This is a genomic window from Chryseobacterium sp. GW823-FHT05E08, from assembly GCF_058795655.1.
In genome coordinates, this window is sequence record NZ_JBXAHY010000006.1 from 179,039 (window position 1) to 205,320 (window position 26,282).

At 33.7% G+C, this 26,282-nt stretch carries 20 protein-coding genes; 9 read left to right on the forward strand and 11 right to left on the reverse strand.

The genetic code is table 11. The features are described from left to right. Positions 1 to 60: 60 nt before the first annotated feature. Both rlmN and queA read right to left on the reverse strand, forming a co-directional pair. Positions 61 to 1,104 (reverse strand): dual-specificity RNA methyltransferase RlmN, encoded by a 1,044-nt coding sequence (rlmN, locus tag AC1Q7L_RS18900; RefSeq protein ID WP_492307362.1) that lies wholly within the window; start codon positions 1,102 to 1,104, stop codon positions 61 to 63. 72 nt (positions 1,105 to 1,176) lie between these two features. Beyond that, positions 1,177 to 2,226: a tRNA preQ1(34) S-adenosylmethionine ribosyltransferase-isomerase QueA gene (gene queA / locus AC1Q7L_RS18905; RefSeq protein ID WP_072410025.1), complete on the reverse strand. Its 1,050-nt coding sequence runs from the start codon at positions 2,224 to 2,226 to the stop codon at positions 1,177 to 1,179. 187 nt (positions 2,227 to 2,413) lie between these two features. Here queA and AC1Q7L_RS18910 point away from each other — a divergent pair, with 187 nt between their 5' ends. The 5 genes from AC1Q7L_RS18910 to AC1Q7L_RS18930 all read left to right on the forward strand — a co-directional run bounded on the left by AC1Q7L_RS18910 (position 2,414) and on the right by AC1Q7L_RS18930 (position 7,783). Then, positions 2,414 to 3,106, forward strand: a complete 693-nt coding sequence (locus AC1Q7L_RS18910) for an AIM24 family protein (protein ID WP_492307361.1) — start codon at positions 2,414 to 2,416, stop codon at positions 3,104 to 3,106. Positions 3,107 to 3,192: 86 nt separating this feature from the next. Then, the gene (locus tag AC1Q7L_RS18915; RefSeq protein ID WP_492307360.1) at positions 3,193 to 4,266 is read left to right on the forward strand and encodes a serine hydrolase domain-containing protein; all 1,074 of its coding nucleotides are present in this window, start codon (positions 3,193 to 3,195) and stop codon (positions 4,264 to 4,266) included. A 208-nt stretch (positions 4,267 to 4,474) separates the two neighbouring features. Next, entirely contained in the window at positions 4,475 to 5,866 is a 1,392-nt protein-coding gene (locus AC1Q7L_RS18920) for a Gfo/Idh/MocA family protein (RefSeq protein WP_492307359.1), read from the forward strand. Continuing rightward, the gene (locus tag AC1Q7L_RS18925; protein WP_492307358.1) at positions 5,856 to 6,764 is read left to right on the forward strand and encodes a nucleotidyltransferase family protein; all 909 of its coding nucleotides are present in this window, start codon (positions 5,856 to 5,858) and stop codon (positions 6,762 to 6,764) included. The genes AC1Q7L_RS18920 and AC1Q7L_RS18925 overlap by 11 nt, the downstream gene beginning before the upstream one ends. Then, positions 6,755 to 7,783 carry a phosphotransferase enzyme family protein gene (locus tag AC1Q7L_RS18930; RefSeq protein WP_492307357.1) on the forward strand — a complete coding sequence of 343 codons (1,029 nt, stop codon included), beginning with the start codon at positions 6,755 to 6,757 and terminating at the stop codon, positions 7,781 to 7,783. The genes AC1Q7L_RS18925 and AC1Q7L_RS18930 overlap by 10 nt, the downstream gene beginning before the upstream one ends. A 212-nt stretch (positions 7,784 to 7,995) precedes the next feature. Here the strand turns inward: AC1Q7L_RS18930 and AC1Q7L_RS18935 are convergent, their stop codons facing one another. Further along, the gene (locus AC1Q7L_RS18935) at positions 7,996 to 8,484 is read right to left on the reverse strand and encodes a DNA-deoxyinosine glycosylase (protein WP_492307356.1); all 489 of its coding nucleotides are present in this window, start codon (positions 8,482 to 8,484) and stop codon (positions 7,996 to 7,998) included. Between the two features lie 191 nt (positions 8,485 to 8,675). After that, positions 8,676 to 10,670, reverse strand: coding sequence for a S9 family peptidase (locus AC1Q7L_RS18940; protein ID WP_492307355.1), 1,995 nt, complete (start codon positions 10,668 to 10,670; stop codon positions 8,676 to 8,678). Positions 10,671 to 10,837: 167 nt separating this feature from the next. Here AC1Q7L_RS18940 and AC1Q7L_RS18945 point away from each other — a divergent pair, with 167 nt between their 5' ends. Further along, positions 10,838 to 11,698, forward strand: a complete 861-nt coding sequence (locus AC1Q7L_RS18945; protein WP_492307354.1) for a T9SS type A sorting domain-containing protein — start codon at positions 10,838 to 10,840, stop codon at positions 11,696 to 11,698. A 66-nt stretch (positions 11,699 to 11,764) separates the two neighbouring features. Here the strand turns inward: AC1Q7L_RS18945 and AC1Q7L_RS18950 are convergent, their stop codons facing one another. Both AC1Q7L_RS18950 and AC1Q7L_RS18955 read right to left on the reverse strand, forming a co-directional pair. After that, on the reverse strand, positions 11,765 to 12,109 hold the full coding sequence (locus AC1Q7L_RS18950) for a phage holin family protein (RefSeq protein WP_492307353.1): 345 nt from the start codon (positions 12,107 to 12,109) through the stop codon (positions 11,765 to 11,767). 146 nt (positions 12,110 to 12,255) lie between these two features. Continuing rightward, the gene (locus AC1Q7L_RS18955; RefSeq protein WP_492307352.1) at positions 12,256 to 13,266 is read right to left on the reverse strand and encodes a LacI family DNA-binding transcriptional regulator; all 1,011 of its coding nucleotides are present in this window, start codon (positions 13,264 to 13,266) and stop codon (positions 12,256 to 12,258) included. A 181-nt stretch (positions 13,267 to 13,447) separates the two neighbouring features. Here AC1Q7L_RS18955 and AC1Q7L_RS18960 point away from each other — a divergent pair, with 181 nt between their 5' ends. From AC1Q7L_RS18960 to AC1Q7L_RS18970, 3 genes are all read left to right on the forward strand, one after another. Next, entirely contained in the window at positions 13,448 to 14,881 is a 1,434-nt protein-coding gene (locus tag AC1Q7L_RS18960) for a mannitol dehydrogenase family protein (protein WP_492307351.1), read from the forward strand. Between the two features lie 13 nt (positions 14,882 to 14,894). Continuing rightward, entirely contained in the window at positions 14,895 to 16,241 is a 1,347-nt protein-coding gene (locus AC1Q7L_RS18965) for an MFS transporter (protein ID WP_410693979.1), read from the forward strand. Positions 16,242 to 16,334: 93 nt separating this feature from the next. After that, complete coding sequence (locus tag AC1Q7L_RS18970; RefSeq protein ID WP_492307350.1) at positions 16,335 to 17,072, forward strand: hypothetical protein; 738 nt, start codon at positions 16,335 to 16,337, stop codon at positions 17,070 to 17,072. A gap of 82 nt (positions 17,073 to 17,154) precedes the next feature. Here the strand turns inward: AC1Q7L_RS18970 and AC1Q7L_RS18975 are convergent, their stop codons facing one another. From AC1Q7L_RS18975 to AC1Q7L_RS18995, 5 genes are all read right to left on the reverse strand, one after another. Beyond that, on the reverse strand, positions 17,155 to 17,577 hold the full coding sequence (locus AC1Q7L_RS18975; RefSeq protein WP_066756844.1) for a PaaI family thioesterase: 423 nt from the start codon (positions 17,575 to 17,577) through the stop codon (positions 17,155 to 17,157). Between the two features lie 276 nt (positions 17,578 to 17,853). Then, positions 17,854 to 19,974, reverse strand: a complete 2,121-nt coding sequence (locus tag AC1Q7L_RS18980) for a type IA DNA topoisomerase (protein ID WP_492307349.1) — start codon at positions 19,972 to 19,974, stop codon at positions 17,854 to 17,856. 59 nt (positions 19,975 to 20,033) lie between these two features. After that, positions 20,034 to 23,519: an RNA-dependent RNA polymerase family protein gene (locus AC1Q7L_RS18985; protein WP_492307348.1), complete on the reverse strand. Its 3,486-nt coding sequence runs from the start codon at positions 23,517 to 23,519 to the stop codon at positions 20,034 to 20,036. 163 nt (positions 23,520 to 23,682) lie between these two features. Beyond that, the gene (locus AC1Q7L_RS18990; RefSeq protein ID WP_492307347.1) at positions 23,683 to 24,426 is read right to left on the reverse strand and encodes a M17 family peptidase N-terminal domain-containing protein; all 744 of its coding nucleotides are present in this window, start codon (positions 24,424 to 24,426) and stop codon (positions 23,683 to 23,685) included. Between the two features lie 298 nt (positions 24,427 to 24,724). Beyond that, the gene (locus AC1Q7L_RS18995; RefSeq protein WP_492307346.1) at positions 24,725 to 26,092 is read right to left on the reverse strand and encodes an alginate export family protein; all 1,368 of its coding nucleotides are present in this window, start codon (positions 26,090 to 26,092) and stop codon (positions 24,725 to 24,727) included. Positions 26,093 to 26,282 lie beyond the last annotated feature (190 nt).

The following is a 26,282-nucleotide window of genomic DNA, read 5'->3' on the forward strand; positions in this document are numbered from 1 at the left end:
ATACAAATGTAGGATTTTAAGAAATCGTTAAGAATTAATTTTTGATTTTTTAATGAAATTTTAATTCACAGCATCAGCCGTTTTATTGGCCAACTGTCCGCAAGCTGCGTCAATATCTCCTCCTCTACTTTTACGGATCATTACGGTGATTCCTGCATTTTCAAGCTGACGAACATAGTTTTCTTCTGCCTGTTTGTTGCATTTATCATACTTTCCGTCGCCAATCGGGTTGTATTGAATCAAATTAACCTTAGAAGGAACCTGTTTACAATATCTGATCAAAGCTTTAATGTCTTCATCCCCATCATTAATACCTTTCCAAACGCAATATTCAAAAGTGATTACTGAACCTGTTTTTTTGTACCAATATTGAAGAGAATCCATAATATCCGTTAATGGGAATTTATCCGAAAACGGCATGATTTCGTTACGCTTAGATTCAATTGCTGAGTGAAGAGACAATGCCAATTTCACACGCAGATCATCATCAGCCAACATTTTGATCATCTTTGGAATTCCTGATGTAGAAACAGTAATTCTTCTTGGAGACATTCCCAAACCTTCCGGCTGGGTGATTTTTCGGATGGCTTCCACTACGTTTTTGTAATTCATCATCGGCTCTCCCATTCCCATAAAAACAATGTTGGAAAGCGGTCTTTCGAAATACATTTTACTCTGGCTGTCGATCAAAGCAACCTGATCTACAATTTCAGCAACTTCAAGATTTCTCATCCTTTTCAGTCTTGCTGTAGCGCAGAATTCGCAGTTTAATGAGCATCCAACCTGTGAAGAAACACAAGCTGTAGTTCTTGTTTCTGTAGGAATCAGAACAGATTCTACCAACAATCCGTCGTGAAGTTTCACTCCGTTTTTGATGGTTCCGTCTGTACTTCTTTGAAGTTGATCAACAGAAACAGGATTTATAGTATATTCTTCGGAAATTCTTTCACGAAGCGTTTTCGAAAGATTCGTCATTTCATCAATCGAATGGAGATTTTTACTCCACAACCAGTCGTAAACCTGTTTCGCACGAAACGGCTTTTCTCCTAAAGTCAAAAAATAGTCTTTAAGCTGGTCTAGTGATAAAGTACGGATATCTTTCATTTGAGGGTTTAGGTATTAGGACTTAGGATCTAGGGACAAACTAAGCCCTAAATCCTATCTCCTATTATCTTTTTATAAAATTAACATTGCATCACCGTAAGAGTAGAACTTATATTTCTCTTTTACAGCTTCTTCGTAAGCTTGCATAATGAAATCTCTTCCTGCAAACGCTGCAATCATCATCAATAAAGTTGATTTTGGCGTGTGGAAGTTAGTAATCATTGTATTTGCAACTCCGAAATCGTGAGGCGGATAGATGAATTTATTCGTCCAACCATTGAAAGCAGAAATTTTCTTATTTGAAGAAACAGAAGTTTCCAAAGCTCTCATTGTAGTAGTTCCTACTGCACAAACTCTTCTGTGCTCGTCTACCGCTCTGTTGATGATGTCTGCATTTTTCTCATCGATGATGATTTCTTCAGACTCCATTTTATGTTTAGAAAGATCCTCAACTTCAATTGGGTTGAAAGTACCTAATCCTACGTGAAGCGTAACTTCAGCAAAATCAATCCCTTTGATCTCTAATCTCTTCATTAAATGTCTTGAGAAGTGTAAACCAGCAGTTGGCGCCGCTACAGCTCCTTCAATTTTAGCATAAATTGTCTGATATCTTTCAGCATCTTCAGGCTCTACTGCTCTTTTGATGTATTTTGGAAGTGGAGTTTCTCCTAATTCTTTTAATTTAGTTCGGAATTCTTCGTAAGAACCATCAAATAAAAATCTCAACGTTCTACCTCTAGAAGTAGTATTATCGATAACTTCAGCAACCAAAGATTCGTCTTCTGTGAAGAATAATTTGTTACCAATTCTGATTTTTCTTGCCGGATCTACCAAAACATCCCAAACGCGAGTCTCTTTATCAAGCTCTCTTAAAAGGAAAACTTCAATTTTAGCTCCAGTTTTTTCTTTATTTCCATAAAGACGTGCAGGGAAAACTTTAGTATTGTTGAAAATAAATAAATCTTTTTCATCAAAATAATCAACCACATCTTTAAATAACTTATGTTCGATAGTTTGTGTTTTTCTGTCAAGAACCATTAATCTAGCCTCATCTCTGTGCTCTGATGGATGTTCTGCCAATAATTCTTCAGGAAGATCAAAATTAAAATCTGATGTTTTCATTTTTTAAATTACGGTTTAAAAATTTAATGAAATTACAAGGTGTAATTTTCGAGTTGCAAATATACGACATTGGATACCCCTTTGTCAAGTATTATTTAACATGATATTAAAAACCGTAATATCACGGTACTTTTCAAGCCGAAAAAAGTTTATTTTTGAGAACATTAAAAAATTAAACTTTAAACACATGAGTAAGTATTCAATTGAAGCTTTCGTTAACGAAACAAAAGAGAATCCACAGGAAAGAGACTATTTCGAACTTGAAAAACCACAACTTTTAGAAATCAACCTAAACAACCAGTCTGTATGGACTAAAGCAGGAAGCATGGTCGGTTACATTGGAAATGTAAAGTTTGAGAAACAGGGAATGCTTTCCGGTGGACTGGGAAATCTTTTGAAAAAAGCAATCAGCGGTGAAGGCGCAAAGCTGATGAAAGCGGAAGGAACAGGAAAATTATATGTTGCAGATGCCGGGAAAAAAGTTCGTATCCTTTATTTAAACAATGAAGCTGTCTGCGTCAATGGAAATGATGTACTGGCTCACGAACAAAGCATTAAAAATGACATCACGATGTTGAAAAGCGTTGCAGGAATGATGTCTGGCGGATTATTTCAGGTAAAACTTTCAGGAACAGGTCATATCGCAATCACAACTCACGGTGATCCTCTGACTTTATTGGTAACTCCAGATGCTCCGGTTTTTACAGATCCGAACGCAACAGTTGCATGGTCCGGAAATCTAAGTCCAGAACTGAAAACCAACGTATCTTTCAAAAGCCTGATCGGAAGAGGAAGCGGAGAAGAATTTCAAATGAAGTTTTCAGGTCATGGTTGGGTGCTTATTCAGCCTTACGAAGAAGTTTATACGATAGAGAAATAATTATTGATGATTAATTTAAATCAGATCTTTAATAATTAATTATTTTTACAATGTAAGTAATTCAATATTGTTAAAAATATACATCCATGAAAAATTTACTGACTGTGCTATTATTGATCACCATCAACATAGCTTATTCACAACTCCAAAAAGTCGAAAAAGTAATCGATTCCTGTGTGAAGAAAGACAATTTCAATGGCTCTGTATTATTAGTAAAAAATGGCAATATTGAATTGCTTACTTATAAAGGTTTAGCCAACAGACATTACAATATAAATTTCTCAGACGAAACCAGATTCCATATTTTTTCTCTTACTAAAACTTTTACAGCTGTGCTTATCATGCAGTTGTACGAAAGAGGAAAACTTAATCTGGATGCTACAATCTCAACATATTATCCTGAATACAAAGGAGAAGCTGCGAAAAAAGCAACAATACGAAATTTGTTGACCTACAGCAGCGGAAGATTTCATAAAGACATCAGTTCACCCGAATTTATTCATCAGGCTTATGACAATACAATTTGGGATCTTGATAATTTTATCACCACTTTTTTATCTGAAAAGCTGATCGACAAACCAGGAACAAAGTTCAGCTATAACAATGGTGACTATATTTTACTTGGAAAAATCATTGAAAAGATATACAATAAACCATTTGAAGAGGTTTTAAAAGAACAAATATTAACTCCTCTGAAAATGCAGAACACAGGATTTCTGCATCATAATGATATTGTTAAAAATATTGATGAAGGCTATTCTGCCGATGAATCCGACGCTTTCTCACTTCACATGCCTACAAATACTTATATTGATAATCTTTACTGTGCCGGAGCTATGTATTCTACTCCAAAAGATTTGTTAGTTTTTGATCAAGCAATTTTCAATCATACTTTACTTAAAAAATCAACTGTGGATACGATGCTTACTCCATATAAAGAGCTTGGAGATACTGCATTCAGTTTTTGGGTTTATCCTAAAAAATTTGGTTCAGTAGACACTTTATTTGCGGAACGTCAAGGTGAAGGGTATGGTCACAGCGCAAATTGGGTGCATTTGATTGATAAAAATGTTACGCTAATTATTTTATCAAATACAAAAGATATTAAATATTTAAACAAAATGAGAGAAAAAATATTAACTTCATACTACAGACAGTAACATTACAAAGAAATTTGTTCTACAAAAAGACACATTATTTAAATCTTTAAGCAAAAGGACTGTTTTATAATATATAACAATCCTTTTGCTTAAAATAGAATAAAAAGATTCGTAGATCACAATCAATTGCTTTATCCATGGTCATAATTTGATATAATTAGCTTTTTGATATTAATATTTTAATATCTTTAAAAATAAAAATACACAGATGAATAATTCCCGTAGAAATTTTATCAAAACAACAGCATTGGCAACTTTTGGCGCCCTTGTTTTGCCCAATTCTTTATTTGCTTATTCTGAAAGTTTTAAATCTGACAAAAAAATTCGTGTAGGCTTCATCGGAGTCGGACTTCGAGGACGAGAACATGTAAAATTACTTGCAAAACGTAACGATGTCGAAGTCATTGCCTTTGCAGATCCCAGTAAAATCATGTTAGCCGAATGTCAGAAAATACTTAAAGACAACGGCAAGCCTGTCGCAAAAGAATTTTCAAATGGTGAATATGATTATCGAAATCTATTAAAACAAAACAATATTGATGCAGTAGTGATCGCGACTCCGTGGGAATGGCATTTGACACAAGGTGTAGAAGCCATGCGTGCAAAGAAAATTGTAGGAATGGAAGTTGCCGGAGCAATTAAACTTGAAGATTGTTGGGAGTTTGTAAAAGCTTACGAAGAAACAAAAGTTCCTATTTTCATGATGGAAAACGTCTGCTACCGAAGAGATATTATGGCTGTTCTCAACATGGTTCGTAAAGGCATGTTTGGAGAATTGGTTCACGGAAGAGGTGGTTACGAACATGATCTGCGTGGCGTTTTATTTAATGACGGAGTTACTCCTTATAATTCGGGAGTTGAATTTGGTGCAAAAGGTTTCAGTGAAGCAAAATGGCGAACGGAACATTATGTAAAAAGAAATGGTGAACTCTATCCTACTCACGGATTAGGGCCAGTTTCCATGATGATGAACGTCAACCGTGGAAACAGATTAACAAGACTATCTTCATTTTCCTCAAAATCCGTAGGATTACATAAATATATTGTAGAACATGCAAAAGGTGGCGAAAATCATCCCAATGCAAAAGTAAAATTCCATCAGGGAGATATTGTAACCACGCAAATCGCCTGTGAAAACGGAGAAACCATCCTTTTAACTCATGATACAAGCTTACAGCGACCTTATGATCTGGGATTCAGAGTTCAGGGAACAGAAGGACTTTGGCAGGATTTCGGATCGGGAGGACCTAGTGAGGGACATATTTATTTCGAAAAAATTATGAACCACACCCACAAATGGGACAATCCTGAAAAATGGCTAACAGAAAACGATCATCCAATGTGGAAAAAATATGAAAATATGGCTACAGGAGCCGGACATGGCGGAATGGATTTCTTCGTAATGAATACTTTTATTGAATGTATCAAACGAAATATAGAATTCCCAATGGATGTTTATGATCTTGCGACTTGGTACTCAATCACTCCGCTCAGCGAAAAATCCATCGCAAAAGGAGGTCAGGCAATTGACATCCCTGATTTCACGAAAGGACAGTGGAAAAACCGTAAACCCGTATTTGGAATGACAGATGATTTCTAAAAAAACACTTCTCATATTAGCCGGAGGTTTAGGCAGCCGATACAAAGGCCTGAAACAGGTAGACGGAATTTTAGAGAACGGCTCTCCTCTCATGGAATATTCTCTTTATGATGCTCTGGAAGCAGGTTTCAATAAAGTGGTTGTGGTTTTCAACCGTTTTATTCCTGAAAGTTATATTGAAAGGCTTGAAAAAATTTCGAAAAATAATAATTTCGAACTGTATTTTGTTTATCAGGAACAGGAAATGTTTGTGCCCAAAAATTACGATCATTCCGCAAGACAAAAACCTTGGGGAACCGGTCATGCTATTCTTTGCGCAAAAGAGATTATTAATGAAACATTTACAGTCATCAATGCTGATGATTTTTATGGAAAAGAGGTTTATCAGCTTGCTTCAAAGGAAATTGATCTTGGGAATATTTCACCATCACAATTTGAAATTGTTGCGTATAATTTAGCTACAACATTGAGCGAAAATGGTACCGTTGCGAGAGGAATTTGCACCTTGGATTCTGAGAATTATTTAATAAAAGTTGAAGAGCAAACATCGATTCGCAAGGAAAAAAAATCAATTATTTATACTGAAAATGAAAAAGATATAAAAGTTGATCCTAAAACTTTGGTTTCGATGAATTATTTTATTTTTCATCCTAAAATTTTTGATTCTTTGGAATTGTATTTTAGTGATTTTATTAACTCAGATCCTTTGCCTAAAGAAGAATTTTATATTCCGTCCGCTGTTCAGAGAATGATGGATGAAAATAAGGTAAAAGTATTAGTAAAATCTTCACCCTCGCAATGGATGGGAATGACGTATGCAGACGACAAAGAAATTATTAAAAATTATCTTGAAAAAGAAATTGAAAATAACCGATATCCACAGATTTTATGGAAGTAGATCATATTGTTCAACAATTCATTACTACAGAAAATTATACCGTCGATTCTATCACAAATGGATTGATCAATGCTACTTTTGTCGTAGAAAATAAGGATACTGATCAAAAATTTATCTTACAGAGAATTAATAATCACGTTTTTAAAAATTCAAATTCAATTATCATTAATCATTTACAGGTTAATTGTTTATTGCAATCCAATGGTTATCAATTAAATATAATTAAACCCATTCTTTCTCTTTCAAAAGAATTTTTAGTACAGGATGAAAATTTACAGCTTTGGAGAATGCAAAGTTTTGTTGAAAACAGTGTGACTTTTATTAAAGTTCCGTCACCGGAAATCGCCTTTGAAGCAGCAAAAGCATTCAGTCATTTTCTTGATACTATAAATACGAAAACACTTCCCAGTATTGAAGAAACGTTGCCCGATTTCCTCAATTTTGAGAAAAGAATGAATGATTATAAAAATGCATTAGAAAATGCAGATCCTCAATTAATTGAAAACGCCAAAACTGAAATAGAAACCACCAACCAATTTTTGTCTTTGCCTAATAAATGGATTGAAATGGTTGAAAACAATCAACTTCCTAAAAGAATCGTTCATGCCGATGCCAAAATCAGCAATATTCTGTTTGATGAAAACCATAAAGCATTAGCCGTTATCGATCTTGATACTGTGATGATTTCGACGATTTTATACGATTTTGGAACGATGATTCAGTCCTACACCAACACTACAAATGAAGATGATGGAAGTGCTGAAAATAATTTTAATCATGAAATTTACAATGCCGTAAAAGAAGGATTTTTATTTCATTTAAAAGAAAAATTAACTCCAGAAGAATCTGAGAATCTTGATTATGCAGCTCAAGTGGCAATTTATATTCAGGAAATTCGTTTTTTGACGGATTATTTAAATGGAAGTATTTATTATTCAACAAAATACGCTGAACATAATTTGGATAGAACGAAAAATCAATTGGAGCTTTTGAAAGGATTGAATGAGTTTTTGAGCTGAAGAGGGTTTTTAGGGTTGGAGAGTTTTAGAGTTGGAGGGCTTTAGAGATGCTTCGACTACGCTCAACATGACACTGCTAGAAACACAAGCCCCGCTAAATTATGCTGTTAGTATTAGAAATGTCATGCTGAGCGTAGTCGAAGCATCTCTACAAAACTGGCTAGATTCCTCCAGAATCACAAACTTTATGTAAAATTTAAGTTAACTAATATTTATAAAAAATTCAAAATAGCTTTCCATTCTTCATACTTTTTTTCAAAAGAAACCGTGTGTAACGGACTTGTTGAAGGCAATAAAATAATTGGAAGTTTATAATTCTTTCCTAAAATTTTCTGTAAATTTTTATATGATTTTCCGCCGTTGCAGAAAATAGCTTTTACGTTTGGATACTGCTCCAACAGTTCTCCAATTTGATTGGCCTCTTCATTTTTTATTTCAGAATCAAGACTTCCTTTTCTTTCGCAGGAATCGATCACATCCCAAATGGCGATATGGTGTTTCTTTAAAACAGCAATTCTTTCAGTATAATTTTGTGTAAAATCTTCATTGAATAATTCAAAAATAATTTTCCAGAATTTGTTTTGAGGATGAGCGTAATATTGCTGTTTTTCTAACGATTTCACACCGGGAATTGAACCTAAAATTAAAATTTCAGATTGATTATCTATGAATGGCGGAAATGATGAGATTCTGTTTTCCATTTCTAAATATAGAATTTTATAAAATTGTGAATTTATTTTAAACGCAAAGTTCGCAAAGTTTTTTTTACAAAACGACTTCATATTTTAAGTTCGCAAAGGCGTTAACACTCAGCAAAGAAATACAAACAAAAAGCGGGCTAAAGCCCGCTCCTATTGATATTTTCAAACAATTAAATTCGATTACAATCTAATTATAAAGTTTCTTTTAACCAATCAAAGAATTCTCTCTGCCAAACCAAACCGTTTTGCGGATGAAGAACCCAGTGGTTTTCGTTCGGGAAATAGACTAATTTAGATTTCAAACCTCTCAATTTTGCAGCTTGGAAAGCTTCCTGACCTTGTTCGTAAGGTACACGGAAATCTATTCCACCTTGGAAAATCATGATTGGCTTGTTCCATTTATCAACAAAATTACTTGGGTTAAATTCTGTATATGCTTTTGGAAGCGGTTTTTCCCATGGAGAACCCAAATCCCAATTAGCAAACCAAAGTTCTTCTGTTGTAAGATACCAAGATTTCATATCAAACAATCCATCGTGAGCGATGAATGTTTTAAATCTATTTTCGTGAATTCCAGCCAACATAAATACACTGTAACCACCATAACTAGCTCCAACGGCTGCTACTCTACTTCCGTCAACATAAGGTAACGTTTTTGCAAAATCTGTTGCTGCCAAATAATCTCTCATCGGCTGTCCGCCCCAGTCTTTAGAAATTTCTTCGTTCCATTTTGTTCCCCAACCCGGCATTCCGCGACGGTTTGGTGCTACCACGATGTATCCGTTTGCTGCCATTAATGCAAAGTTCCATCTTGTGCTGAAAAATTGAGTCAATGCAGATTGAGGACCACCTTGGCAATAAACTAAGGTTGGATATTTTTTGTTCGGATCAAAGTTTGGCGGATAATGAAACCATACGCCCATTTCTTTTCCGTCCGTTGTTTTCACCATTTTTAATTCAGATTTTCCCTGAGCCAATTTAGAATACATATCTTTATTAGCTTCGGTAACCTGCTTCATTTCTCCATTTTTCAGATTAACTGAGAAAAGATCTGTTGCATGATTTACGTCTGTTCTTCCAACAACCAATGAATTTTTATTCTCAGCAAAAATTTCGTTTACGTCAAAATCTCCTTTTGTAATTTGCTGAACTTTAGCATTTTTAGGATCTAAAGAAAATAATTGTTTTGTTCCTCTGAAAGCTGCCGTGAAGTAAATAGCTTTAGAATCCCCGCTCCAGAAAACATCTCCGGAAACGCTTTCATCCCAAGCTTTTGTAAGATTTGAGGTGTTACCAGACTTCCAATCCATCAATTTGATGTCATTTTTATCTGCTTCATATCCGTCTCTTTCCATGCTCTGCCAAACCAAAGATTTTCCGTCCGGACTGAATTTTGGATTTACATCGTAACCTTTATTGGTTTCAGTTAAATTTTTAGTTGCTCCTGAAGCTAAATCGTACGCGAAAATATCTGTATTGGTACTTGTAGAATATTCTTTACCGCTTTTCGGTTTTGTAACATATAAAAGTTGTGCAGAATCCGGACTCCAGATGAAATCTTCTGCTCCACCAAAAGGTCTTTGAGGTGAATCCCAAGTTTTTCCTTCCAATAAATCTTTCGCAGAATCAACACTAGCAGAAGTATTTACTACAAAAACGTGGTTGTATTTTCCTTCATTAAAATAATCCCAGTGTCTGTGGTTTAGGTCTGTATAAACCTGAGCAGTTGTTTTTGGAGTGTCAGCATATTTATCTTTCCCCATTAATTTTTCAACCAAAACCTGCTTACTGAAAGCAATTTTCTTTCCGTCCGGAGAAATTACAATGTTATCAACTTCACCGATAGTGTAAAATTCAGTCCAGGTTTTTCCATTGTCTTTTGAATGGAAAATTTTATCGCCTTCCTGAGCGTAAATCCCTTTCTTATCCCACTGAATAAGAGCTTTTTTACCCAAATCGATTTTAGAAGCCTGATTATTAAGAACATTTAGAAAATAGTTCTCACTTTTTGTTTTTTCTGTTTTTAAATCAACTTGTCCTACCTTATAAATAAGCGAAGACTGATCCGGTGAAACTGCCTGTACTCCAACTTTTTTCAAAGTCCAAAGGATTTCAGGAGTCATTAATTGTTGTGCATTCATTAAGAGCGGAGCTGCCAAAGCCAGCAGACTGTACTTAAGTTTCATATATTGATATTCATTTTTACGACCTATAAAATCGCATAACGATCTTATAATTCTTGTTTAATTCAAAGATTTCCAAAGGTATGTAAATGTGTTTAAAATTCAAATTAAAGAAGCAGTTATAATTTATATTTGATTAATTTTGTAATTAACTATTAAAACTAATTACAATGAAAAAAATTCTACTTATTGCACTACATTTTTCATCATTATTTCTTTTTTCGCAAATCAACATGTCACCCGGAGGTACGCATTACAACGATCCTTATCAGGTTATAGTATCCGGAAATGGGACGATTTATTATACTACAGATGGAACAACTCCCACATTGAATTCCAGTTCAGCAGTAAATAACTTACAGGTAATGATTAATCAAAATAAGGAAATTAAAGCATTTTTAGTCAATGGACAAGGTACATCGTCTGTGTTCACTAAAAAATATTACACAGGAGCAATCCAAACAGCAAATATTTATTTTAAAGTACCTTCAGCCTGGACAAACGGAGGCTGTGCAATGGTTGACATGGTGAATCCCAATTCCATCAACGGATCAGTAATTGATACTTTCTGGCCGGGATTTGTAATGACAAATACGGGATGTGAAGGCTGGTACAAAATCACGAAAAATTTTGAAAATGCTAATGTAAGTTTTAATAACTGTACTCCATTTTCAAATATTCCTACGAGCATTAGCACCAATATGATCCCGATGGGAAGTACAATATATTACGATTTTACCAACGGGGAAATCAGCAATCCGCCTTCATGCCTGTTTTTGAACACAAATGAAGCTCAAAAGAATATTACATTGATAAAAGTTTATCCTAATCCGGTTTCTGATGTTTTAAAAATCAATACCAATAAAGATTTTAAAGATTATGAAATTATTGATATAAGTGGAAAAGTCATCTCTAAAAATCAACTTTCTTCAAAAGAAATATCGCTCAGTCATATTACCGCAGGAAATTATTTTATAAAATTAAAAGATCAGCAGGGAAACGTCACTCTTTTAAAATTTATCAAGAAATAAAAACAAAAAAATCCGTCAGCTAAAAAACTGACGGATTTTTATTTGATATGAATTTAACGCTTTATTTTAATCTCCATCCGAGAACATAGAATTGGCCAATGAAGTGACCAGTGAAAGTGCAATACTGAATATAAATGCCCACCAGAAGCCATCAACGGTCATACTGTCAATGAAATAATCTGCTATCAGGATAATGATCGCATTGATTACCAACGCAAATAATCCGAGAGTGATGATCGTAAGCGGAAGCCCGAAAAGACTCAAAATAGGTTTTACGATAAGGTTTAAAACTCCTAAAACGATCGCAAAAATAATTGCCGTTGAGAAACCTTCGAAATGTACTCCGGGTAAGATTTTAGTTAAAAGATACGCAACTATCGCAGTTACGAACAGGCGAATAATTAAGTTCATAGTAATTGATTTTTTAATGTTTATAGGTGCTACCGAGCAAAAGCCATTCCATTTAGGCTAAATAAATCGATAACAATTAGTTCAATTTAAGAAAATTTTAAATCAAATATTAAAATAAGCTTTATATATTTCTGAATATTAAAAATTTAATGAAAAGTTGAAGCTCTATAGACCAATTCCGTATCCATAACAATTGTTTGATTGGGCGCGGAAATATCTTTTATTTTTTCTAAAATTAATTGCGCCGCAGTTTCGCCCATTTTGACCAAAGGCTGTTGCACACTTGTTAATTTCGGGTGTACAATTGTTGCCAATTCCGTTCCTGAAAAACTCGCAACAGCAATCTGTTCCGGGATCTTCATTCCCTGTTCAAGAAGATAATTCATCGCTCCAATCGCCAATGTATCACTGAAAGCAAAAATACTGTCGAATTCTATTTTCTTGTCTAATAATTGTTTCGCGGCGTTTTCTCCGGCATCGAACATCATTCCGTCTGTTTTTATGATTAGTTCAGGATCGAAAATATTATGTTTAGTCAAAATACGTTTGTAGCCCATTTCTCTCTCAATCGCGTTACGAATTGTGGACGGCCCCATGATATGGGCAATCCTTTTTCTGCCTGTATTTATCAAATGTTCAACCACCAAAGACGCTTTAATATTATCATCCACTACAACTTTTGAAACGTCCAATGTTTTACTCGGAATTCTATCAAAAAAAACAAATGGAATCCCTCTATCCATGATCTCTTTGTATAAATCTTCGTTGTAGGTTTCATGGCATAGATTAATAATAATTCCATCAACATTAAATTCTTCTAAAAGTTGCAGATTTTTCCTTTCAATTAAAGGATTTTCGTCCGATTGAGTGATAATTACCCTATATCCCAACGGATACAAAATATTCTGAATTCCCTGAAGAACTTTTGAAGAAAAAGGCGTGATCATTTCGGGAACTACAAGCCCAATATTCTTTGTCTGACCGTACTTTAAGCTTAAAGCTGTAGCGTTTGGTTTATAACCTAATTTCTCGGCTGCTTCCACTACTCTTTTCTGAGTTTCGGGGTTGATATTTTTATCATTCAAAAGCGCCCTTGATATCGTAGAAGTCGACAAGGATAGGAATTTGGATAAATCTTTAATGGTAATTCGTTTCATCAGGTGCTTTTTTGAGGTTGATTTTCATCAAAAATACACAAAAATTACACAAATGGGAACGTTCCCAAACTTTTGGGAACGTTCCCATAAAGAATTTTCAAATAAAAAACATTATCAATAATCAAATTAATATAAGTTTGAGAAATCGACTATTATTTAAAAAATATATAAAATTTTTCTCATGGATATACAAGCCTATCAATACGATTCTAAAAATATAAAATCCGGTATTCTGCACATTGGTGTTGGAAATTTTCACAGAGCACATCAACAATTTTACACCAATGAATTGCTAAAACATGAAGACCAGCAAAATTGGGGAATCTGCGGGGTTTGTCTGCTTCCATCTGATGAAAAAATTGTTAATAATTTAAGATCCCAAAACCTTGATTATACTCTGACCATCTGCGGAAGAGACGGAAAAGATGAAATTCACAAAATAGGTTCGCTAACGGAATTAATCTGGGGCGTTGAAGATCCAAAAGCTGTTGTTGATAAAATTGCAGACTCTTCCATCAAAATCATCACTTTAACGATTACAGAGGGAGGCTATAATTTAGATAAAGAAACCAATGAGTTTAATTTAAATGATGAAAAAATTAAGTATGATATTGAAAATCCGAACAATCCGACAACTGTTTTTGGATTTATAGCGGAAGGTCTTCGTAAAAGAAAAGCCGACGGAAACGGAAGTATTACCATTTTATCGTGCGATAACCTTCAACACAACGGAAATACGGCAAAAAGATCTTTCACTACTTTTATTGAAGCTCAGGATAAAAATTTAGCTGAATGGGTAAAGGAAAACGTGACTTTCCCGAACAGTATGGTCGATAGAATCACACCTGCAACAACTCCCGAAGATATTGTAAAACTGAATAAAAAAAGTGGAATCGACGATAAAGCTCCCGTGTATTGCGAAGATTTTACACAATGGGTGATTGAAGATAATTTTATTGCCGGAAGACCGAATTGGGAAAAAGTTGGAGTAGAATTTACCCAAGACGTTACAGCTTTCGAAAATATGAAACTGAGTTTATTGAATGCTTCTCACACTCTTCTTTCTTATCCCTCATTTTTAAAAGGTTACAGGAAAGTGGATGAAGCCATGGAAGATAAAAGTATCGTAAAGTTTATCCGTGATTTTATGGATACAGACATCACTCCTTACGTTCCGGCTCCTGAAAATACCGATCTGGAAAAATATAAACAGACTTTAATTGAAAGATTCGCCAATCATAGTGTTAGCGATCAGGTGAGCAGACTGTGTTTTGACGGAATTTCAAAGTTTCCGGTTTACATTATGCCGAACCTTGCAAAAATGATTGGTGATGATAAAGATCTCACTCGTGTTGCCTTTCTGTTCGCTTCTTACAGACAGTATTTGAAATATAAAGTTGATGATAAAGGTCATTCTTACGACGTTGCAGAACCTTGGATGGCTGAAAATGATGAAAAATTAATTTCAAGTGACAACCCTCTCGATTTCTTAGGTTTATCTGCTTTTAAAAGCGTTGATTTGAAAGAATCAGACTCATTTATTCAGCTTTATGAAAGATTTGTAAGCGAAATTAAAAATCAGGGAACAACTCAGGTATTAGAATCAATAATATAAAAAACAAACACTTATGATAGTCAATTCAGATATTAAAACCCTTGATACAAAGACGAATACTAGCGTATTTCCGTTCGCTATTATTACGTTTATCTATTTCATTGTCGGTTTTTTAACCACCGTAAACGAGCAGTTACAAGCTCCTTTGAAATTCACATTTCTTTCTCATGCAGGAAGTTTGAAAAATACTTTCACGACTTTAATTTCCTTCTTTTTCTTTTTAGGATATTTATTAAATGGAACCTTAGGAAGTAAATGGGTGAATGCTTTCGGATATAAAAATACCATTTTGAGAGGGCTTTTATTCATGATCTCAGGATTGTTTATGTATTTGTTCTCGTCATGGTTTGGCTCGCAATATCCGAATATGGAATTTAGTGTTGCTGATGCTGTTATCCCTTTTGGATTCATCATTTTTGTTGCGGGATCTTATTTAATGGGAACTTCTGCGGCTGTTATTCAGGTTGTTGTGAATCCTTATGCTGCTTCTTATCAGTTAAAAGGCACTCAGCCTGTACAAAGATTGAATATTTTAACGGCAATTAATTCTATCGGAACCACTTCTGCTCCATTCTTCGTTACTGTTGTGATGTTCAGCGGAATTTCTATCGAAAGTATTGAAATTAAACAATTATTACTTCCTCTTTCTGTATTGATAGCGTGTATTTTAACCGTTATTTTAATCACAAAAAGACTTCATCTTCCTGATATTGAAAACACCAGAGCCGTTGGCGGTGAAAAACTGGAAAGAAGTATTTGGTCGTTCAGACATTTTGCATTCGGAGTTGTAGCGATATTTTTCTATGTTGGAACCGAAGTTGCGATTGGTGCGAATATAAATCTTCATGCTTTTGAACTAACAGAATCCGGCCATCCCATTACTTTCTTCGGAAAAACAGACATTATGATTGGCGGAATGGACTTGGGAATCCACGCTTTACTTTCCACATTATATTGGGGAGGATTTTTAGTTGGAAGATCAGTTTCAAGTTTTCTGAGTCATATTTCAGCAAAAACTCAATTGGCGGTTACCACTATTTTGGCAACGATCTTAGCGATTATTTCAATGATTACTCAAAATCTTTGGTTCCTGGTAGCCATCGGACTTTTACACTCATCGATGTGGAGCTGTATCTACACACTTTCCATCAAAGGCTTGAACAAATATACTTCAAAAGCTTCGGGAGTTTTCATTTCAGCGGTATTTGGAGGAGCTGTATTTACGCTTGTTCAGGGTGGATTGGCAGATGCTTTCGGATCTTGGAGATGGACATGGATTTTAACCGTAGTTTGTGAATTATTAATGCTTTCCTACGCTTTATTCGGATCAAAAATCAGAGAGAAAGATTTAATTAACTAACAATATTCATTTTTGTGTTTACGCATTCCTATTATCCGGCATTTATTTGTCGGATGTAGGGATGCTACAACAAAAATCTAAAAACACAGCATCATGATCAAAACTAAATTATTGATAATTTCTTCAATTATCATCGGAAGCTCAGTGCTTTACGGGCAAAAAATACATTCAGCTTTACAACTAAGAAACAGTCATTTATGGCGAGGACTTGAAGTCTCTTCAGGTTTAGTTTATACAGGAGACATTCATTTAGACGGAAAAAATTTCTACGGCGGATTTTGGACCGGTGGAAATTTTGACGGTTCGTACAAAGAGTTCAATAATTATGTTGGATATAAAAATAAACATTTGACAATTGAACTTTGGGACATCTATAACTTTTCACCCGATGCAACTTATAACAACAAAGAGTTTTTTAATTACAATGCCAGTGAAACAGGTCGCTTCTGGGATTTAAGATCGTACTACACCATCAGTGATAAAATTCCTTTAACTTTAAGTGCAAACACTGTTGTTTTTGGGCGTGACCGGAATAAAGAAAATACGGAAAACAAATATTCATCCTTCGTTTCTGCAGAATATCCTGTTTATAAAAATGTTGATGAAAATCTGGAAGTCCGCACAAGAATTGGCTACGGTTTTGCGTTAAATCATGCCGGAGAAGAAAGCAATTTTTTTGCTAAAAAAGATGGTATCAATGAAGTCAGTTTAATTGTCTCTAAAACATTTATGGTTGCAGGTTACAAACTTCCTGTCGGCATTTGGGGAATGTGGAATCCTGTAGGGAATAATGCTTATTTGCAGTTTTCTGTTCAGGCATTTTCATTCTGATTTTGTTTGAGAGTTTGTTTGAGGGTATTAGAGTATGAGAGTATTAGGGTTTGAGTGTGTGAGTTTTTTTTAATACTTAAAGTTATTTTATCTTCATCATCGTCACTAATGAAGTTGCCACATGACTTTCGGAACCTCCATTTTCATCAACAACATAGATTTCTGTTCTGATGACACTGATCTTTGCGCCACCTTTCACAACATATGATTTTGAAACCAAAGCATCACCAATTGCAGGTCTCAAATAATTCACTTTTAATTCGACTGTGACTACATAACAATCTTGCTCATAATGGCTAACTGCCGCATATCCTGAAGAAACATCCACCAAAGAAGCGATCATTGCACCGTTGAACATTCCTGCTTTTCTGGTCATTAATTCCATTTTTGGGATTTTCATGGAGATGAAGTCTGTGTCGACTTCCAGTAATTCTGCTTTGTAGAATTTTAAGGTTTCGGAGCGGTTGAAGCTGTCGGTGATGAGTTGCTTTTTTTCGGGTGTCATTGATTGTTGTTTGGATGGTAAATTTAAACACAAATTCTACAAATCTTTTACACAAATAGCGCAAATCTTAAAATGAAATTAATTCTTAATTCATCTTTACTTCTTAATTAAATCTTAATGGTTATATTTTTGAAACATTAAGAAGAGTTAAGTTTGGGCTAAAGCCATTGAAGGTTATTTAAAACGAAAACGGGCTAAAGCCCGTTCCTATTGATATTATTGAGAATAATGTTCGTGTTATTAGTGTAAAATATTTGTGCAATTTGTGTTTAAATATTAATTAAGCAGAACCTGAAAATCATCAGACAACAATAAAATTCCTTCCGCCAAACTTTCCGGATGTGTTGTAAAACCTTTCAATTTTGAGGTTTTTCCTTTTAAAACTAAGTCTAAAAGTTGTTTATCTGAAATCTTTTTCCCGAAAATATCGAAAGAGATCTTAAAGCCACAATTTTTAAAATCGGAACAGCCGACAGCGGTTTTTCCTTTGATTAAATTATGTTCTTTACACTTTGGACATTTGGTTTCTTCCCAAGTCTGAAGTTCTTTTTTTACGGCAGGTTCGCGCTTTTTCTTTTCAACAACCTTTTCTTCTTCTTGAAGCATGATGACCTTTCCTTTTCCGTCCACCACTTTTTTGGTAAGCTCCGTTACCATTTGAATCAATTCTTCTTTGAACTGATTGGCTTCATATTCACCACTTTCAATTTTACGAAGCTTTAATTCCCATTCACCAGTTAATTCAGGGCTTTTCAGCAATTCATCTTCAATCGTATCGATCAATTGAATTCCGGTTTGGGTGGCAATCAGATTTTTTCTTTTCTTTTCAATATACTGGCGTTTGAAAAGTGTTTCTATAATGTTGGCTCGGGTTGATGGTCTTCCGATCCCGTTATTTTTTAATAGTTCACGAAGTTCTTCATCTTCCACCTGTTTTCCGGCAGTTTCCATCGCTCTCAGAAGCGTTGCTTCCGTGTAAGGCTTTGGTGGCGAAGTTTTTCCCTGGTGAATCATCGGATCATGCGGTCCGGTTTCTCCAGCAACAAATTCAGGAATGGTTTGTTCCTCTTCCTTATCTTTTTCTTTATCAGTCGGTTCTTCTTTGGCATCTTTTACATAGACAGCTCTCCAACCGGGTTCAAGAACCTGCCTTCCACTTGTTTTAAACGGAATTGTTCCTACTTTACCCTCAACCAATGTATTTGAAATTTTACATTCAGGATAAAAAACTGAAATAAAACGTTTTGCGATGAGGTCATACACCAATTTTTCTTCCCTCGTCAGATTTTGAGAAGGCGGAACTTCCGTTGGAATAATCGCATGGTGATCCGTTACTTTCGCATCATCAAAAACTGTTTTTGATTTTGGAATTGGCGCTTCTAATAAAGGAGCAATCAGCTCCTGATAGAAATGCATTTTTCTAAGAATCCCTTCAATTTTCGGATATAAACTTTCCGATAGATAAGTCGTGTCAACACGCGGATAAGTCACATGTTTTTTTTCGTAAAGACTTTGAATATATTTTAAAGTGCTGTCCGCAGAATAACCATATTTTTTGTTGGCTTCCACCTGAAGTCCGGTCAAGTCAAAAAGCCTTAGATTTTTTTCTTTTCCTTCTTTAATTTCAAAAGAAACGATCTCAAAAGGATTTACTTTAAGATATTCCAATCCTTTTTCGGCGCGGTCTAAAGTTTTTAAACGGTCAATCGCTGCGTTAAAAATAACGTCGCGGTATTTGGTTTTCAGTTCCCAATATTCTTCGGTGTTAAAAGCATCGATCTCTTTCTGACGCTGAACCAACATCGCCAACGTCGGAGTCTGCACTCTTCCGATAGAAAGTACCACTTTATTTCCGCCAAACTTTTTGGTGAAAAGTCGAGTCGCGTTGATTCCCAATAACCAATCGCCAATTGCTCTTGCATTTCCTGCGAGATAGAGATTTTTATAATCTTCGGCCGGTTTTAAGTTTTGAAAACCCTCTTTAATTGCTTCTTCGGTAAGGGAAGAAATCCATAAACGCTGAATCGGTTTGTTGCATTTTGCTTTCTGCAAAACCCAACGCTGAATGAGTTCTCCCTCCTGCCCGGCATCCCCGCAATTGATCACCTCATCACATTCTTCTACCAATCTTTCAATCACTTTAAACTGATTTTCAACACCTTTGTTGGGAATTAATTTGATCCCAAAATTATTTGGAATAATCGGCAGTAAAAACAGATTCCAGGATTTGTATTGAGGACCGTAGTCGTGAGGTTCTTTCAGGGTGCAAAGATGTCCGAACGTCCATGTCACACAATAGCCGTTTCCTTCCATATACCCTTGTTTAGGCGTGGTTGCGCCCAATACTTTGGCGATATCTCTGGCAACACTGGGTTTTTCGGCAATACAAAGCTTCATGAATTTCGGGATTATTGAAAGGGTTGCAAAAATCGGGAATTTTTTTGGATTTTGGGTGATTAACTATCTTTAAAATCTTTATTCTCAATTCTAATTTTCACATTCCTTCTATCAAAATCTGGAGGTGTAGGTTTTAATACTGTTTTTTTTGAATCAATATCATCTTTTTGCAAGTGGTATTCTTTAAATTGAAAATCTCGAAGTTTATCTATTTCAATATTATCTACTAATACCGTTGAATTTTTACCTCCTTTAATTTGTATCAAATCTTTCGCTTCTGATTTTGAAGGTTGAATTATACGAGAATCTCCAAAATCAGAAGAGTTAACTTGAATGAAATAAGAATGAATATCTCTTACCCATGCTCCCGCAATATCTGAAAAATAATTTGTATCTTTATTATATTCAGAAGCAACTATAAAATCAACTTTAGATTTAAATAATGATCTGTGATAAATATCCGCTAACTCAAAGCAATTATAAACTGAAAAATAAGTTTTGCGCCAATGGAAAAGATCATAAGACATTTTATAGCTAATATTTTCATTAGGAATTAACAATCTATATCCTTTTATTAAATGCTTTTCTGCGTGGGAATAATGATTTTTTAATCTTAGTTTTATTATTGAAGTTGTATAATAATTAATTTTAAATGGCAAAACTGTAACCATAAAATTAAAGACCACTTCATTTTTATTAACCCAATGTTCCAAACCTGCTACTATTCCCATATATCTTTTATGACTTCTTTCAGCTAATAATCTGACCCAAGAATAAGGTATAGAAACTTCTGGAAAGACTAATAAATCAGCCTCATTTTTATCAGCTTCATTTATCAAATCAAAAATAATTTTTCTTCTTTCTTTTTTAACATTTGGATTTCCTTTTATACTATTTAATATATCTGACTGATTAACTTTTATGTTGGCAATTGCTATATTTTTATTTACTTCTTCAAATTTTTTGTCTATTTTTTCACCTTTAATATTTATATGCAAAGCTTGTAGTGATGAATTAATATTATTTTCTGAATCAATACTAAAATAACTTTTCTTAAGATCATGTTCATATTGTCGTTTGAATGTACGTTTCCAAGAATAATTAATAAAATAATACAACGTAAAGCTATCGTCTGGAATATTACTAATAATATCTAAATCAATATTAAGGTCTTCATCTATTCCCACAAAATTTTCTGAAGGCAAAACCACATCTATCGCCTTAGCATTCTTCAGATTTTCAAGCATTTCATTAGTTACTTCGTGAGTTTCTATGCTTGTCGGTACAATTTTCTTTAATTTTGGATATAAATATGAAAATTCCTCTCTTTTATCTTTTTCTTTATTTAATTCATTTTCATCTAAATTTGTAATTATATGAATAATTCTTAAAATATTAACTTCATGAAATTGAACATAATTAGGCGCTAAATAACAAAGTAACTTACATAATTTAAAAACGTCATAATTATCTTGATTATTAACATTTTCTATATAATATTTATTAAAGTTTTTATCAAGAAGATTTAAATCTGTAAGTAAAATCTTAGTAAGATTACTAGCTGGAATAGCTAAAAGAGAATGTCTGATTAAATTACTTTTTCTAATTTTAATTGATAATTCATGACAATCCTTGAAAAAGTTTTGATCATTTTTTTGTTTTTTAAAAATTCCATCATTTATAATTTTAGGATTTAAAGCCAAAGGTATTGAAAGTGAAACATTTAAGTACTTTTCAAAATATTTCCTAATATCACCATTTTTATCATTTTTAAAATTTGTATGTTTAATAGCAAAGCATACATTTTCTTTAAATTTCACTAAATAATCAGAACGACCACTAATTATAAAATATGTCGCTACTTTTTCCCATAAAGAATAAAATTTTATAGCTAATTCACCTCTGAAAAAAGTTAATATTTGATCATCTGATTCCTCATCCAGTTCATTATCTCCAAAACTTTTTGCAAATATTTTTTTTGCTAAAAATTTTGAAGCCCCATATTTATTTTCTGAAAAATCACTAATACTTCTAAATTTATTGATAGAATCATTGTATCTTATTTCAAATGCCTCTTCATCAAATTTTTCACTAATTTCATCTTCATCCGGTAAAAATCGAAACTCACTTCTTTGATCGTCTAATTTTTTCTTAAAAATATTAATTATTGCTTTTGATTCTTTATGGTCTAAATAGTGCAAAACAACTTTCGAACTTTGGATTTTAAGATACTCATAATTAAAATTGTCTACAATATTATGACAATTAATATCAGTATTATTGTCAACTTTGATCTCTACATTTTCTAGCAAGTATGAATTTCTTTTCTCTTCATCAAAATCTAGAACATCAAAACAATCTGTAAAATTATTTTCATTAATTGCATCTATACAATCAATATATTCTTCACCATTAAAATATACCTTTTTTATTTTCTCATTATTTGAAACAATTTTTAATATACCTTTTTTAACAAAATTTTTATTGATAAAAGTAAGAATAGAGGAATTTAATTTTTTATCAATAAAATGATTAATATCTGAAAAGACAAACATTAAATCATCAACATATCTACCATAGAAAGCAGGATTAATTTTATTAATTATTCTATCGTCAAGTTCTTTAAAATAATAATTTGCTAATATTCCAGAGGAAATCAATCCTACAGGCAACGAAAATTCACTATCCGTTATATCTTCTCCATCAAGAATATCATTATCTTTTTGACATACTCTTTTATAAGCATCATGTATTTGTAAAAAATATCTGTTTATTATATTTGCTTTTTGCTTATTAAAATTAAAGCCAAAAACATCATCTTCTTTATTAATTCTAATTTCAATTTCTTCAAATACTGAATCAAGATTTAATCTTATAGAATGATAATAATTTTTAATATCTAAACTTAATATTGCAACATTTCTATTTTCTTTAATTAAAGATTCGGCTTTATTAATTGCCGTATCTCGCCAAAGTTGATATTGTACAAAATATGGCTTAAATAGTTTAAAATTGTCACTAGGTTGATTACTATCTCCCAAAAATTCCATATCTAAAATATTAGCATAACTAGAACTATGAATACAGTTATTAAGATACCTTCCACTAAACATAATCCATAAAACGGTTAGTATATGAACTTCTACCGGAAAGCTTGCAAAATAACTATATCTTTCTACTTCAAAATCAGTATTAATATTAGATTTATTGGTTATAACATCTATTTTTGTTTTTTTTAATTTCTTAGGAAGTTTAACAATTTGAATTTTATTTATCAGATTTGAATTTTCACTTTGGCTTTCCCAATTATTAAAATTATTTTTTATAAAATCCAGTAAGCATTTTCGTAATAAATATTTTAATCTATTTATTTTTGCTTCATCACAAAGGTCAGCACCTTCTTTGTTATTTGAGAAAAAAACTCTATCTTCAAAATTAGCAATTTTTTCTTTTTCAAGTAAATTCCCATTATCGTAATAAAAATGATGCTTAACCTTTTTATATGCCAAAAAAATCTCGTCGGTGGTAAATTCAAATTGATTCATAATTATTAGTTTAATCTTAATTTATAGATTAATAGTAATGTTTAGTTTTAGTTTTAGCCACCTAATATAATAAAAATCTACTCATAAACTATGGTTTACCTTAACACAAAAAAAGCCCTCTTAAAAAAGAGAGCTCTCAACAATATTAATGAATCTAACCTCATTATTTTTTATTTACTTCTGCAATGGCATCCTTAATTCCGCCACCTGCTACTTCAAAGAAAGACGGTCCCGCCAACAGATATACTTTTTCTAATTTCTTTGTATTTGATAATTTGTGTTCCTTTAAATAAGTTTCAGAACGGTTAGCCAATACAATCCCTTTCACTACATTTCCGGCTACCAGAGCGGTTGGAGAATCAATTCCTGCATCTTTAAGGTCGCTGGCAAAGGCGAAATTGGTTACGCCTAATCTCATTGCTTCACGAGCTGCCACTTCTCCTACGGAAGCCATCAGTTCGGGAGTGAATTTATTACGATCACCCAGCCCAATTAAAAGAAGTTTTTTTGCTGACATCGAGCCTGCCGGAGGGGTAATTAAAATTGTTTCCAATGAGTGCCCCTGAAATTGCCCTGACTGTCTGATTTTGGTGAATTCACCTTTCAAAGCCTCATCCAAATGGACTAAACCATTTAAGTTTGCGGGTAATGCCTGAGCGCTGTGAATATCATTTTCCGTATACTCGAAGACACAGGCTACCTGCAGTTGAGCATCTGCGGAAGACGGCCCCTGAACGAGTCCAATCATTGAAATTCCGTCAACGGAGCCCCAGTTTTTTGATGTTCCGATGGCTGTGGGTGTTGGAGATGAGTTGGCTGAGACAGTTTGTGCGAAAGTAAGGGTTGAAAATGCTAATCCTGCGATGAATAGAGATTTTTTTAAGCTATTTTTTAGTGTATTTTTCATGAGGTTTATTTTAAAGTTTAAGATTTTTGTTTTAACGCTAAGTGCGCAAAGTTTTTATTTAAATATTTTCTGTTTTTAAGTTCGCAAAGGCGTTTCACTCAGCTAAGTTTTCCGATGTTAACTTGTAAGATTTAATTCTAATTTATTATTTGTCTTATTGTTTTTCAAAGGTAGTTTCTATCTAAAAATTTCACATTGATGTGGGATAATAAAACACAAATAGCTCAAATATTTTTACAAATAATACCATTGAAAATTCTTGCTTTTTGAATAGATGTTTGTGATATTATTGTTTCATTTAAAATTTAAATACGATTCTGGAATTAATAAAAAGACCGTCTTTATCATCTTCGATCACATCATTGACGAACGCTCCGGTTTTGAAATACTGAATTCCGGTATTGAAGGTCAGGAACTTATTGATTTTATAATTAATACTTCCCAGAAAAGCCGTTCCTATATATTTCTTGGTCGAGTTTGAAGAGGTCAGATTCAATGTTCCGCTGGGTCTGTAAACGCCGTCCTGTACTGAAAATCGCCAGTTGAAAACGACGTCTCCCTGAATTGTTATTTTACTGTTCAGATCAACCGTTGCATAAGGGTGAATATCAATCAGATTCACAGGACCGATTTGCGGATTGAATCCGAAATAACCGCCTTTTGGATAGAGAGGATTGAATGTTCCCAGTGTTCCGTCCCCTTTTTTACGGTCGCCTGAAATATAGTCATTTCGGAGGTTGACCGTAGGTTTTCCCTTTACATTTTCGAACATATAGCCGATATCTGCTGAGGCTGTCCAGGCACTGATATTTCCTTTATTAAAGTTTCCGAACTGATAGGCCCCTTCAAAATTGTAAATAAATCCACCGCCATATCTGTAGAATCTTCCGCCTAATGTATGTCTTGTTTCAGCTCCTGATCCGTCTTCAAAACGCGATTCCTTACGGTGAATTCCCAAATAGTAAAACTCTATGTTTCCTCTTTTGGGAAGGATAAAAGTGTTATAACTTCCCCAAAGATTAATTGATTTTGAAGATGTATTGTCAAAAGCTCCGACGTTCACTTCACTTGCCATCATCATAAAAGCATCTGATCTGAAATTTCCTCTTTTGTACATGAATTTTAATCCATCAAAATAAAGTCTCAGGTTCGGGCCTTCACGTACAGAAATCAGTCTTCCGCTTCCATAATCCAGTTCCTGCCTTCCGGCACGGATCGTCAGTTTTTCTTTATCATTTTTGATGGCATCAACGTCTACAAAAAGGTTCTGAATATTCAAATGATCTTCATCAATGGGTCTCGGACCGTTTTTTCTTCCGTTTTCCCAGGCACTTCTGAGCTGTCCGAAAATTCTCACCCTTGAACCCAAATGTATATCTGCATGCACTGTATATCTCTGGATTAAAAACGGATTGCTTCCAATTCCCAGTCTTCCCCAATCTTCATTATTAAAATCTACAAATTCAAGTCTTGCTTCTCCGCCCAGCGACAGGTATTTGTCTTTTTTTTCGGATAACGGAATGTATTTTATTGAATTATAAAACGTTTCCGTTGAGTCTTTATAGGCAGAATAATCTTCATCAAACCTCATCAATTTAAACTGAGCAAAAAGATAACTCGGGAAAATAATCTGCAATAGCAATAGGATAATGGTCAGTTTTTTCATGGTTTTGAATTTGATTTTCAATGGTTGATTTAAATGATGTGAATTTTTTAACGCAAAGAATGATTTTTAAAACTTTAGATTAAAGGAGCAAAGAGGAATCAATTTCATTGATTGTTAGAAGCTAACTTTTATGAACCAATCCGTCAAAAATTCTTTGAATTTTCGCCACCATCCAATGGAGAAGAATTTT

What these genes read in the sequence shown, in the direction of transcription:
- rlmN (WP_492307362.1), bottom strand. Translation starts at nt 1,104, where the DNA reads ATGAAAGATATCCGTACTTTATCACTAGACCAGCTTAAAGACTATTTT.
- queA (WP_072410025.1), bottom strand. Translation starts at nt 2,226, where the DNA reads ATGAAAACATCAGATTTTAATTTTGATCTTCCTGAAGAATTATTGGCA.
- AC1Q7L_RS18910 (WP_492307361.1), top strand. Translation starts at nt 2,414, where the DNA reads ATGAGTAAGTATTCAATTGAAGCTTTCGTTAACGAAACAAAAGAGAAT.
- AC1Q7L_RS18915 (WP_492307360.1), top strand. Translation starts at nt 3,193, where the DNA reads ATGAAAAATTTACTGACTGTGCTATTATTGATCACCATCAACATAGCT.
- AC1Q7L_RS18920 (WP_492307359.1), top strand. Translation starts at nt 4,475, where the DNA reads ATGAATAATTCCCGTAGAAATTTTATCAAAACAACAGCATTGGCAACT.
- AC1Q7L_RS18925 (WP_492307358.1), top strand. Translation starts at nt 5,856, where the DNA reads ATGATTTCTAAAAAAACACTTCTCATATTAGCCGGAGGTTTAGGCAGC.
- AC1Q7L_RS18930 (WP_492307357.1), top strand. Translation starts at nt 6,755, where the DNA reads ATGGAAGTAGATCATATTGTTCAACAATTCATTACTACAGAAAATTAT.
- AC1Q7L_RS18935 (WP_492307356.1), bottom strand. Translation starts at nt 8,484, where the DNA reads ATGGAAAACAGAATCTCATCATTTCCGCCATTCATAGATAATCAATCT.
- AC1Q7L_RS18940 (WP_492307355.1), bottom strand. Translation starts at nt 10,670, where the DNA reads ATGAAACTTAAGTACAGTCTGCTGGCTTTGGCAGCTCCGCTCTTAATG.
- AC1Q7L_RS18945 (WP_492307354.1), top strand. Translation starts at nt 10,838, where the DNA reads ATGAAAAAAATTCTACTTATTGCACTACATTTTTCATCATTATTTCTT.
- AC1Q7L_RS18950 (WP_492307353.1), bottom strand. Translation starts at nt 12,109, where the DNA reads ATGAACTTAATTATTCGCCTGTTCGTAACTGCGATAGTTGCGTATCTT.
- AC1Q7L_RS18955 (WP_492307352.1), bottom strand. Translation starts at nt 13,266, where the DNA reads ATGAAACGAATTACCATTAAAGATTTATCCAAATTCCTATCCTTGTCG.
- AC1Q7L_RS18960 (WP_492307351.1), top strand. Translation starts at nt 13,448, where the DNA reads ATGGATATACAAGCCTATCAATACGATTCTAAAAATATAAAATCCGGT.
- AC1Q7L_RS18965 (WP_410693979.1), top strand. Translation starts at nt 14,895, where the DNA reads ATGATAGTCAATTCAGATATTAAAACCCTTGATACAAAGACGAATACT.
- AC1Q7L_RS18970 (WP_492307350.1), top strand. Translation starts at nt 16,335, where the DNA reads ATGATCAAAACTAAATTATTGATAATTTCTTCAATTATCATCGGAAGC.
- AC1Q7L_RS18975 (WP_066756844.1), bottom strand. Translation starts at nt 17,577, where the DNA reads ATGACACCCGAAAAAAAGCAACTCATCACCGACAGCTTCAACCGCTCC.
- AC1Q7L_RS18980 (WP_492307349.1), bottom strand. Translation starts at nt 19,974, where the DNA reads ATGAAGCTTTGTATTGCCGAAAAACCCAGTGTTGCCAGAGATATCGCC.
- AC1Q7L_RS18985 (WP_492307348.1), bottom strand. Translation starts at nt 23,519, where the DNA reads ATGAATCAATTTGAATTTACCACCGACGAGATTTTTTTGGCATATAAA.
- AC1Q7L_RS18990 (WP_492307347.1), bottom strand. Translation starts at nt 24,426, where the DNA reads ATGAAAAATACACTAAAAAATAGCTTAAAAAAATCTCTATTCATCGCA.
- AC1Q7L_RS18995 (WP_492307346.1), bottom strand. Translation starts at nt 26,092, where the DNA reads ATGAAAAAACTGACCATTATCCTATTGCTATTGCAGATTATTTTCCCG.